Source organism: Streptomyces sp. NPDC026417 (assembly GCF_055567695.1).
Genome location: NZ_JBVHPY010000001.1, coordinates 391,015 through 401,392, shown reverse-complemented (window position 1 = coordinate 401,392; position 10,378 = coordinate 391,015). Strand labels below are relative to the sequence as shown.

Annotated in this window: 8 protein-coding genes and 2 pseudogenes; 5 read left to right on the top strand and 5 right to left on the bottom strand. The window is 73.3% G+C overall.

Annotated features, from left to right (window positions below):
* Positions 1-139 precede the first annotated feature (139 nt).
* Positions 140-1,285, top strand: a complete 1,146-nt coding sequence (locus ACZ4NT_RS01675) for an aldose epimerase family protein (RefSeq protein WP_467722657.1) — start codon at positions 140-142, stop codon at positions 1,283-1,285.
* A 215-nt stretch (positions 1,286-1,500) separates the two neighbouring features.
* Complete coding sequence (locus tag ACZ4NT_RS01670) at positions 1,501-3,138, top strand: pyridoxal phosphate-dependent aminotransferase (protein WP_467722655.1); 1,638 nt, start codon at positions 1,501-1,503, stop codon at positions 3,136-3,138.
* Between the two features lie 170 nt (positions 3,139-3,308).
* Here the strand turns inward: ACZ4NT_RS01670 and ACZ4NT_RS01665 are convergent.
* The 5 genes and pseudogenes from ACZ4NT_RS01665 to ACZ4NT_RS01645 all read right to left on the bottom strand — a co-directional run.
* A pseudogene (locus ACZ4NT_RS01665) lies at positions 3,309-3,782 on the bottom strand (alpha-L-arabinofuranosidase C-terminal domain-containing protein); the annotation flags it as partial.
* A gap of 14 nt (positions 3,783-3,796) precedes the next feature.
* The gene (locus tag ACZ4NT_RS01660; RefSeq protein ID WP_121403214.1) at positions 3,797-4,651 is read right to left on the bottom strand and encodes an SMP-30/gluconolactonase/LRE family protein; all 855 of its coding nucleotides are present in this window, start codon (positions 4,649-4,651) and stop codon (positions 3,797-3,799) included.
* Complete coding sequence (locus ACZ4NT_RS01655) at positions 4,648-5,421, bottom strand: IclR family transcriptional regulator (RefSeq protein WP_467722654.1); 774 nt, start codon at positions 5,419-5,421, stop codon at positions 4,648-4,650. The genes ACZ4NT_RS01660 and ACZ4NT_RS01655 overlap by 4 nt, the downstream gene beginning before the upstream one ends.
* Before the next feature lie 267 nt (positions 5,422-5,688).
* Entirely contained in the window at positions 5,689-6,930 is a 1,242-nt protein-coding gene (locus ACZ4NT_RS01650) for a PucR-like N-terminal domain-containing protein (protein WP_121403212.1), read from the bottom strand.
* Between the two features lie 2 nt (positions 6,931-6,932).
* The gene (locus ACZ4NT_RS01645; RefSeq protein ID WP_121403211.1) at positions 6,933-7,085 is read right to left on the bottom strand and encodes a DUF2613 family protein; all 153 of its coding nucleotides are present in this window, start codon (positions 7,083-7,085) and stop codon (positions 6,933-6,935) included.
* Between the two features lie 261 nt (positions 7,086-7,346).
* Here ACZ4NT_RS01645 and pgfA point away from each other — a divergent pair, with 261 nt between their 5' ends.
* From pgfA to ACZ4NT_RS01630, 3 genes and pseudogenes are all read left to right on the top strand, one after another.
* Positions 7,347-8,324 (top strand): cell envelope lipid trafficking protein PgfA, encoded by a 978-nt coding sequence (gene pgfA / locus ACZ4NT_RS01640; protein WP_467722651.1) that lies wholly within the window; start codon positions 7,347-7,349, stop codon positions 8,322-8,324.
* A gap of 242 nt (positions 8,325-8,566) precedes the next feature.
* Complete coding sequence (locus ACZ4NT_RS01635) at positions 8,567-9,718, top strand: glycosyltransferase family 4 protein (RefSeq protein WP_467722649.1); 1,152 nt, start codon at positions 8,567-8,569, stop codon at positions 9,716-9,718.
* Positions 9,719-9,831: 113 nt separating this feature from the next.
* Positions 9,832-10,344: pseudogene (locus ACZ4NT_RS01630) on the top strand (class I SAM-dependent methyltransferase); the annotation flags it as partial.
* Between the last annotated feature and the right edge of the window lie 34 nt (positions 10,345-10,378).

Here is a 10,378-nt window from a genome sequence, read left to right as displayed (position 1 = left end):
GGGGGGAGGAGGGTAGGAAGGGGTGGGGGGTGGGGGGGGGGGTTGGGTTGGGAGGGGGGAAAAAAAGGAGGGGTGGGTTGGGGGGTCGGGGGGGGGGGGGTTCGGGAGGGCCCCCCGCACCTCTTTCAGGAGCCGCTATATGGAAACGAGCAGACGCACGGTCATCGCAGCGGCCGCGGCCGCGGGACTCACCGCCGCCACGGCCGGCACGGCGCACGGCGCGGCCGGCAGGAAGCCGGTGAAGGAGCTGTTCGGCAGGCTCGCCGACGGCACGAAGGTCCACCGCTGGTCGCTGGCGAACGGCGGCACACGGCTGAAGGTCCTGTCGTACGGCGGCATCGTCCAGTCCCTGGAGATCCCCGACCGGCACGGCCGCTACCGGAACGTGTCCCTCGGCTTCGACACCATCGAGGACTACGTCGCCTCCAGCCCCTACTTCGGGGCGCTGATCGGCCGCTACGGCAACCGCATAGCCAAGGGCCGGTTCACGCTCGACGGCACGCCGCACCAGCTCTCCGTCAACGACGGGGAGAACAGCCTGCACGGCGGCGACAAGGGCTTCGACAAGCGGGTGTGGGACGTCGAGGGCTTCACCGCGGGCTCCGACGTGGGCCTCGTCCTGCACTACACGAGCATCGACGGCGAGATGGGGTACCCCGGCACGCTCCGCGTCAAGGTCACCTACACACTGACCCGGCACGGCGACTGGCGCATCGACTACGAGGCCACCACCGACAAGGCCACCGTCGTCAACCTCACCAGCCACGTCTACTGGAACCTGGCGGGAGAGGGCAGCGGTTCGATCTACGACCACGAGCTGAGCATCGCCGCCTCCCGCTACACCCCCGTCGACTCGGGCCTGATCCCCACCGGCGACCTGGCCCCGGTCGCGGGCACCCCCTTCGACTTCCGCCGTACCAAGACCATCGGCGAGGACATCCGGGAGGCGCACCAGCAGCTCCTGTACGGCAAGGGCATCGACCACAACTGGGTGCTCGACAAGGGCAGTACGGCCAGGCCCGAGCAGGTCGCGGCGCTGCGTGACCCGTCCTCCGGGCGCACCCTGCGGATCGCGACGACGGAACCGGGACTGCAGTTCTACTCCGGCAACTTCCTCGACGGCACGCTGGTCGGCACCGGCGGCCGCATCTACCGGCAGGGCGACGCGCTGTGCCTGGAGACGCAGCACTTCCCGGACTCGCCGAACCAGCCGTCGTTCCCGTCCACGGTGCTGCGACCCGGTCAGACCTACCGGACGACGACCGTCCACTCCTTCGGGGCCTGACGCTCCACAGGCGGCCCGGACCCGATTCACCGGCGCGCCCGACGCCTTCCGGGGGACTTCCGTTGCCTCGGGCGCCGAACTCTCACCGAACGCACACGAGTTGAACAGCGCCACCTCCGTATCCGTATGAGAGGGCGGCCCGTGCTCCCCCGCACGGGCCACCCGAGACGGAGGGCCCGTGCTCCCCCACCGGGCCCGCCCCCTACGGAGGTTCCATGGCCGACAACGTCACCTCGCTGTTCCGCAGCACGGCGGCGCACAGCCCCTCGATGGCCGCGCTGACGCGCGAGGGTGACGGGGCCGGTCCGGTGGACTTCTGCATTCCGTGCAACCCGTACTTCCCCACGCCCGCCATGTTCGACGACCTGGCGGGCCGGCTGCGCGAGATCATCACGTACTACCCGAGCAGCGCCGACACCATCACCGCCGAGCTGTGCAACCTGCTCCGGCTGCCGCCGCAGTGCGTGGCGATGGGCAACGGCTCGACCGAGCTCATCACCTGGATCGACCACCTGCTGGTGCGCGAGTCGCTCGCCATCCCGGTCCCCACCTTCGGCCGGTGGACGGACCAGCCGATGGAGACCGGCAAGCGGGTCGACATGTTCCCGCTGCAGGAGTCCAGCGGCTTCGCCCTCGACCTCGCCCAGTACGCCGAGTTCATCCGGGCCCGCGGGACGCGCGTCGCCGTCCTGTGCAATCCGAACAACCCCGACGGCGGCTTCCTGCCGCGCCACTCGGTCGTCCAGTTCATGGACGCGATGGCCGACCTGGATCTGATCGTCATCGACGAGTCGTTCCTGGAGTTCGCCGACGCCGAGTCCGAGCCGAGCGTGGTGGAGGACGCGGTGATGCGTCCCAACGTCATCGTGCTGCGCAGCCTCGGCAAGAACTTCGGGCTGCACGGCATCCGCTTCGGCTACCTGGTCGCGAACCCGGCGCTCGCCGGCAAGGTCCGCTCCATGCTGCCCAAGTGGAACCTCAACTCCTTCGCGGAGACGGTGGTCTTCATGCTCAAGGAGCACGGCCCGGAGTACCTGGAGAGCCTGCACATGGTCCGCCGGGACCGGCTCGACATGGCCCGCCACCTCTCCGCCCTGCCCGGCCTGACGGTCTACCCGTCGCAGGGCAACTTCCTCTTCGTACGCCTGCCCGTGGGCGCGGAGGGCACCGTGGTCCGCGACCGGCTGCTCACCGAGCACCGCATCCTGGTCCGCGAATGCGGCAACAAGATCGGATCGTCCAGCCGCTTCCTGCGGCTCGTGGTGCGCCCCCAGGTCGACGTCCGTCGCCTGGTGTCCGGCCTGGAACAGGTGCTCTACGGGACCAGGAGGGGAGCCGCCGTGCCCGAGCCGGGCACCGGGACCAGCTACAGCTCGGGCACGGCGGCGGTGGACCGGCTGGTCGGGGCGACGAACGGAGGAGGCATGCAGGGGCTGGCGGCGCAGGCCGGCGCCTGGCCCGGCCAGGCGCCCGGTGCCATGCCGGGTCTGGCCCCGGCTCCGGCACCCGCCGCCGTGATGCCCGCGCCGGCCGCGGCCATGCCCGCCATGGCACCGGCACCCGCCGCCGGGCTGACGGCCGTCGCCCAGACCGGCATGCCCGGCATGGCCGCGGCGGCCCAGGGCCCGCAGCCGCAGGCCGCGGCGGCCGGACAGGCCCCCCGGCCCGCCGCGACGGACGGCCCGTACGGCGCCACGTACGGCGACAGGGCGGCGGGGCTCGGCGTCGCCGGAGGACTGACCGCCGCCCAGGTCCGGGGCTACACCCAGCCGCAGCCACCCCAGCAACCGCAGGCCCAGCCGCAGCCCGCCGGCTGGCCGGCGGCCGGCGCCGTGTACAACCAGGTCGGCTGACCCCCCACGGGATGCCGGAAGCGGGGGCGATCGCTGCCGCCCCCGCTTCCCCCCGTGCCCCGTTCTCCTCGTGAGCCGCCCGCCGCCGCCAGGGGGTGGCGGGCGGCTCACGGGGATCGCGCCGGAGGAGTCGTGGGACGGTGGTGCACTCGCCCGGCCGTCGTGCGGGGTCAGGCCAGCCGGATCACGTTCCAGGACAGCGGTTCCAGGACGGCGTTCAACGTGCCGTCCCGGAGGGTGGTCCCCTCGACCGGGTGCGGCGTCACCCGCTCCGGCTCGTCGAGGGTGTTCCCGGCCTCCGGATCGGCGTCGGCGAGCGCGGTGTGCTCGACGAGCGACGTCAGCCGCAGCCCGTGCAGGGCGACTTCGACCTGCGGGCCGATCTTCCTGAGGAAGCCGATGTACTCGGAGAGGCCGAAGCGGTTGGTCTCGGTGGAGCGCCAGGCCGGGTCGAGCCGGCGGGGCCGCTCCCCGACGGGACCCACCGAGTCCTCCCACTTGCGGCCGGAGACGACGTTGCCGCCGGGGTAGCGCACGGCGGTGACGCCGAGTTCCCTCACCAGGTCCAGGACGTCCCCGCGCAGGCCCGCCTCGTCGGCGGTGGGGTGGCCGGGCTCGTGGATGCCGGTGTAGACGCAGCGGCCTGGAGCGACACCCCCTAGCCGGCGAACGCGGGCTGCGGCAGCCCCTTCCCGGCTCCGGGGACCACCAGCACCGAACCGCACAGCGGATGCGGCGCCGGCAGCCCCGTACGGGCCGTGGTGATGTACAGGTCGGTCAGTCCCCCGCCGCCGAACGCGCAGGCGGTGGGCCGGGCGACGGGCAGGTCCACGACCCGGTCGAGGACGCCGGCCGGCGTGTAGCGGCGGACCGCACCGCCGTCCCAGAGGGCCACCCACACACAGCCGTCGGCGTCGACGGTCAGCCCGTCGGGGAAGCCGGCACCCTCCTCGATCACCGCGAACGTCCGCCGGCCGGCCGGCAGTCCGTCGTCGGCCAGGTCGAGGACGTCGATCCGCCGGGTCGGCGAGTCGACGTAGTACAGGAGCCGGCCGTCGGGGCTCCACCCGGTGCCGTTGCTGACGGTGACGTCGCCGAGGACGGTCCGCACGGTGCCGTCGGGCGCGATCCGGGTCAGCGTGCCGCCGCCCGGCGCCTCGTCGTACCGCATGGTCCCGGCCCACAACGAGCCGTCGGGCGCGACGGCCGCGTCGTTGCCGCGGCGGCCCGGGACCGGCTCGCGGTGCAGCCAGCGGAAGCCCTCCCCCGCGCCCGGCGGCCCGTACAGCCCCACGCCGTCACGGAGGTTGACCACCAGGCCGCCGCCCGCACGCGGCTTGGCGGCACCCACGTGCTGCTCGGTGACCGTCACCGTCCGGCGGCCGGTCGCAGGGTCGTAGGTGTGGACACGGGAGCCGAGTATGTCGACCCAGATCAGCCGCTGCGCGGCGGTGTCCCAGGTCGGCCCCTCACCGAGGGCCGCGTACGCGCGTACGGCGACCTCGGCGGTCATCCCACGCTCCGGTGGCCGAGCCGCTCGGACAGCTCGGCGGCACCCTTGGCGGCGAGCTGCTCCAGCTCGCCGAGGCGCTCGTCGCTCCAGCGGATCATCGGCACGGAGATGGAGAGCGCGGCGACGACCTGCCCGGTGCGGTCCCGCACCGGGGCCGCGACACAGCTCACGTCCGGGTTGGACTCCCGGCTCTCCACGGCGACACCGCGCCGGCGGATCTCGGCGAGGGCCTCGCGCAGGGCGGCGGGCTCGGTGATGCTGTTCGGCGTCATCGCGGCCAGCGCCGAGTCGTCCGGGATGCGCGAACTCAGCTCGGAGTCGGGGAGCGAGGCCAGCAGCATCTTGCCGACGGAGGTGCAGTGGGCGGGCAGCCGGCGCCCGGCGGCGGACACCATGCGCACGGCGTGCGTGGAGTCCACCTTCGCGATGTAGATGACGTCGGTGCCTTCGAGGATGGCCACGTGCACCGTCTCGTCGCAGGTCTCGGCGACCGAGCGGGCGACCTGCTGGCCCTCGGCGGCGAGGTCGAGCTGCTCGGCGTACCGGCTGCCGAGCTGGTACGGCCGCACCCCGAGGCGGTAGCGTCCGGGCTGACCCGGCACCTGCACGATGTACGAACGGGCGGCGAGCGTGGTGACCAGCTCGTGCACGGTGGTGCGCGGCAGCTGGAGCCTGCGCACGATGTCGGGCGCGGAGAGCGTGCCGTCTCCGTCCAGGAAGAGCTCGAGTATGTCGAGAGCGCGGGTCACGGCAGGTACGAGGCGTCCCACGAGCGGCCCCTCCCTTGTGTTCGAAATTTCAACAGACGATCGGGATGACGAACACAGGCTAGTCATAGTGGGCTGGGCCGGGCAATGGGCTCCCGGCCGCCGCTGCTGCCGGCACCGAGGCACGGAGGCGGAGGCGCGGACGGCACGACGGCGCGCCGGCACCTGCCAGGTCGGCGGCGGCACCGGCTCGGTGAGCGACGGCACCGACCGCAACGGGGCGGAGCGGCGGCACCGACCGCAACGGGGCGGAGCGGCGGCACGGCTCGGTCAGCGGCGGGCGCGCGGGTCGCCCAGCTCGCCCCGGAGCCGCTGCGCCCGCAGGACCAGCTCCAGCTCGAACCGCCGGTCGGGGTCGTCGACCTCGTCGCCCCACAACTCCCTGATCTGCCGCAGGCGGTAGCGGACCGTCTGGGGGTGCACCCCGAGCCGGGCGGCGACCTCGGGGGCGCCGCCCCGTGTCTCCAGCCAGGCGAGCATGGTCTCCGCGAGGCGGCGCCCGTGCGTCGGGCCGCAGTGGGAGAGGGGGGCCAGGCAGCGCAGGGCGAGATCGTCGATGAGTTCCTCGGGCTGCAGGAGGACCAGCGCCTCGGTGTGCTCCGTGCAGTGCAGCACCTCGCCGCCCGGCAGCAGCCGCCGCTCCATGAGCCGTACCGCCGCCTCCGCCCAGCGCAGCGACTTCGCGGCGTCGACCAGCGGCACCGGCGGCCCGATCGCGCCGGCCCAGCCGGTGAGCGCGCGGTGCAGCAGTTCGGGCCGGCCCGCCGCATCCGGCTCGGGCACGACCATGCGGGGCTGCTCGTACTCCATGTCCAGCAGGACGCCCTGGCTCACCGCGGGGGCGACGGCCTCGCGGGCCGGGCGCAGCAGCACCCCGACGGCGACCTTGGCGGGCAGTGACCAGCCGATCCGGGCCGCGCGTTCGGCCAGCGCGTCGGTGGGGTCGCCCCGGCTGTGCTCGGCGAGGAGCAGCTCCATCAGGCGGCGCTGCAGCCGCAGGCGTTCCCCGGCCTGGCGGGCGGCGGCCTCGGCGTAGCCGCGGACGGACTGGTCGACCAGCCCGTCGAGGTACTCGTAGCCCGCGTCGACGAGTTCGTACATGGCCGGTGGCGGGATCTCGACCCGCTGCCCGATCTCGGCGAACCGGCGCCAGGCGAGCCGCACCCCCAGCCGGTAGATCGCCTGGAGCGAGTCCAGGCTGCGCCCGTTCAGTCCCTCGCCGCGACCGAAGTCCTGGAAGACCTCGGGAGGAACGCGCGGGCGGCCCTCGGCGGTCTCCAGGTGCTGGACGAAGACCTCGATCGCGCGGCGGATGCCGATCAGTGCCATCGGTTCGCCGGAGTCGTCGAGCACGACGGGCAGGTGCGGGTACTCCCGGCGGATCTCGCGCAGGATCTCCTCCGCGAGCACCGGCGCCTCCGCCATCGCCAGGGCGGCGAACTCCCGTACCTGCAGGCGCGGGACGTCACGCCAGGCCGAGCGGGCGGTGACCGTCCCCGGGCGGGAGGCCACGGTCAGCGCTCCCGGGCGGCATGCTCGTACGTGATCAGTGGGGTGTCGGGCTGGTCCGGGGTCGCGTCGAGCAGCGCCACGATGCCGAGCGCGGCACCCACGGCGAGGGCGGCGCCGGCCACGACGGTCAACGCGGCGGCGAGCAGTCTGGACATCGCAGGGTCAGCCTCTCTGTCGGAGGTCGTCCCCACCCCTGTCGCCCGCGCCGGTCAGGCCGAGCGGTGCTGCCCCACGCCGGCCCCGTCCGGCAAGTGCCCAGTCTCGACAATGCATTGACACTTCGTCAAGGGTGCGCCTACGGTTCCCGGCCCATACCGCACGTGCACTTTCCCTCCTGGTGTCGACGCACGCGTATCCGCCCGTACCACCCCGTATCACGCGTGTGCCGAGCCGACTCGAGCCCCTGGAGTGCCCGGATGCGCCGGACAGCCACACCCCTCTCCCTGATCCTGCTGGGCCTCGGCACCTTCCTGCTCGTCCTGGCCCCGATGCTCGCGTGGTACGTGCAGCCACGCGCCGCGGTGAACCCCGTCGACATCGACACCACCGCGATCTACAGCGGCACCGGCAGCGTCTTCGACGTGAACGAGGTCGAGACCGTGCCGGGCCGGAAGATCACCGTCACCCAGCGGGTGCGCGGCGACGTGGCCGACAGCGAGCGCAGCGGCCGGGCGGTCTGGGACGTGACGACGACGGTCGACACGGACGAGTCGCTGCCCGCGGCCGACCCCCACGACGCGCTGGAGTTCGTGCCGCACCGGTGGGTCACCGACCGGCGGACCAACGCCCCCGTGCACTGCTGCCGCGAGAAGCCGCACATCGAGGGCGAGGCCTACCTCAAGTTCCCCTTCGACGTGCAGAAACGCGCCTACCGCTGGTGGGACAACTCGCTGGGCTCGACGGTCACCCTGCACTACCGGGACACCAGGAAGGTGCAGGGGTACGAGGGTTACCGCTTCACCGGAACCGTGCCGGCCACCAGGACCGGGACCCGGCTGGTGCCGGGCGCCATCGTCGGGCAGCCGGAGCGCAGCCAGGTGCTCGCGGAGGAGTGGTACGCCAACCACCTCGTCGAGCTCGTCGTCGACCAGCGCACCGGACGGGTGCTCTACGCGCAGGTCGGCCCGCGCAAGACGCTCCGCGCCCCCGGCGCGAAGAAGGACGCGGCGGTGCTCCTGGACAGCAGGAAGCTCGCCTTCACCACCGCCACCCAGAAGGACCAGGTGAAGCAGGCGAAGGCCGAGAGCGGCCAACTGCGCATGGTGGGGCAGACGTTGCCGGTGGGAGCCGGGGTGCTCGGGTTGCTCCTCGCGGCCGCGGGTGCCGTTTTGGTGCTTCGCGGGCGTCCGCGTCCGGATTCTCCCGAGTTCTCCCGTTCAACCCTCACGAAGTGATGTGCCGTCAGCTCCACAAAGCCCGGAAATTGTCATGCCGGTGAGTAGCTACATCGAACCGCTGGGCGAAAACTGTCCACCCCACCCGAACACAGCCCGCTCACAACCCCACCACAGCCGGCCCCCTGCACTCCCCCGGCCGGCCGCCCCGAGCGGCCGACCGGCGGTCCCCACGATCCGCACCCGTTCCACGCCCTTCCCCCCACGCTGAGTTCCGCACCCTGAGACGAGTTGGAGCACCCATGCCCCAGCACGTACCTTCCTCGCTGCGTGACGCGTTCCCGCGTTCCGCGCAGTACCCTCCGGCGCTCCCCCCACACCCGCGCCGCATCGTCTTCCTCGCCCACCGCGACCTCGGGAATCCCGCCGCCGGCGGCTCCGAGCTGCTCGTCGACCGGCTCGCCGACGGACTGACCCGGCTGGGCCACCAGGTCACGCTGCTGTGCGGAGGCCCCGCCTCCTACCGTGACTACCGGGTCGTGTCGGCGGGCGGCGACCTGGGCCACTACCTGCGCGCCCGCTCCGCCTTCCACCGTCAGGTCGGTGACTGCGACCTGCTGGTCGAGGTGTGCAACGGCATGCCGTACCTGGCCCCGCTGTGGCATCACGGCCCCACGCTGTGCCTGGTCAACCACGTCCACACCGATCTGTGGCGGATGCGGTTCGGCGGGGCGCTGGCACCGGCCGCCCGGCTCGGCCGGAGACTGGAGCACTGGGCGCTGACCGGTGCGCAGCGCCGCAACCTGGTGGTCGCCGTCTCCCCCTCGACGGCCACCGCCCTGCGCGCGATCGGGGTCGAGCGCGACCGGATCCGGGTCGTGCACAACGGGGTCGAGGAGCCGGGGCCGCGGGCCCCGCGCTCGCCCGAGCCGCTGTTCCTGGCGATGGGGCGGCTCGTCGAGTACAAGCGGATCGACCTGCTGCTGCGGCTGTGGGAGCGGGTGCGCCCGGTCACCGGGGGCCGGCTGGTGATCGTCGGCGACGGCCCGGAGCGCGAGCGGCTCGAACAACTCGCCGGTCCTGGCGTGGAGTTCGTGGGCCGGGTCTCCGAGGCCGAGAAGCACCGGCTGCTGTGCGCCGCCTGGCTGCTGCTGCATCCCTCGGCGGTCGAGGGCTGGGGCCTGGTGGTCACCGAGGCCGCGGCCCGGCAGACCCCGGCGGTCGCCTTCGACGTACCCGGGCTGCGGGACTCCGTGGTGGACGGCGAGACGGGCGTCCTGGCACGCGGCGAGTCCTCCTTCGCGGCCGCATGGTGCACCCTCGCGCTCAGCGGTCACCGCCGTGCCGTGATGGGCCGCGCCGCCCGCGACCGCGCCGCCGAGTACCGCTGGAACAACACCGTGCGCCGGTTCGGAGCGGTGGCCTCGGAGGCGGTGCGGGGCTGGACGCCGTGAGAGCGCCGGGCGGGGCGGGCCGCGCTGCCGATGCCCGGAGCGCCGGCCGGGGCGGCGGGACGGGCCTCAAGGACCCCTCCGTGCGCCGCTCCCTCGCCCTCTTCCGGGCCTTCCTGCACGAGCAGGACGACCCCGGCGCCTGCTACTCGCTCCTCGCCCGGGACGCCGCCGACCAGGTGGAGGCGTACGGCGCGGTCCGGGGCCGCACGGTCGTCGACGTCGGCGGCGGGGGCGGCTACTTCACCGCGGAGTTCCGCCGGCGGGGCGCGCACGCGTACCTCTTCGAGCCGGACGCCGCCGAGCTGGGCCCGACGCCGCCGGAGGGGTCCGTGGTCGCGGACGGGTACCTGCTGCCGCTGGCCGACGGGGTCGCCGACGTCTGCTTCTCGTCCAACGTCCTGGAGCACGTGGCCGACCCGCAGACGTTCCTCAGCGAGATGGTGCGGGTGACCCGGCCCGGCGGACTGATCTACGTGTCCTTCACCAACTGGCTCTCCCCGTGGGGCGGTCACGAGTGGGCGCCCTGGCACTACCTCGGTGCCGAGCGGGGGCGCGCCCGCTCCCACCGCCGTACCGGGAAGGCGGCCAAGCACACCCCCGGCGAGAAAATCTTTGCCGTGTCCCTCTGATCCCCCCCCCGTCCGGTCCGCGCGCGTGACC

Coding starts and splice junctions, on each gene's coding strand:
- ACZ4NT_RS01675 (WP_467722657.1), top strand. CDS start 140: ATGGAAACGAGCAGACGCACGGTCATCGCAGCGGCCGCGGCCGCGGGA.
- ACZ4NT_RS01670 (WP_467722655.1), top strand. CDS start 1,501: ATGGCCGACAACGTCACCTCGCTGTTCCGCAGCACGGCGGCGCACAGC.
- ACZ4NT_RS01660 (WP_121403214.1), bottom strand. CDS start 4,651: ATGACCGCCGAGGTCGCCGTACGCGCGTACGCGGCCCTCGGTGAGGGG.
- ACZ4NT_RS01645 (WP_121403211.1), bottom strand. CDS start 7,085: ATGTCCAGACTGCTCGCCGCCGCGTTGACCGTCGTGGCCGGCGCCGCC.
- pgfA (WP_467722651.1), top strand. CDS start 7,347: ATGCGCCGGACAGCCACACCCCTCTCCCTGATCCTGCTGGGCCTCGGC.
- ACZ4NT_RS01635 (WP_467722649.1), top strand. CDS start 8,567: ATGCCCCAGCACGTACCTTCCTCGCTGCGTGACGCGTTCCCGCGTTCC.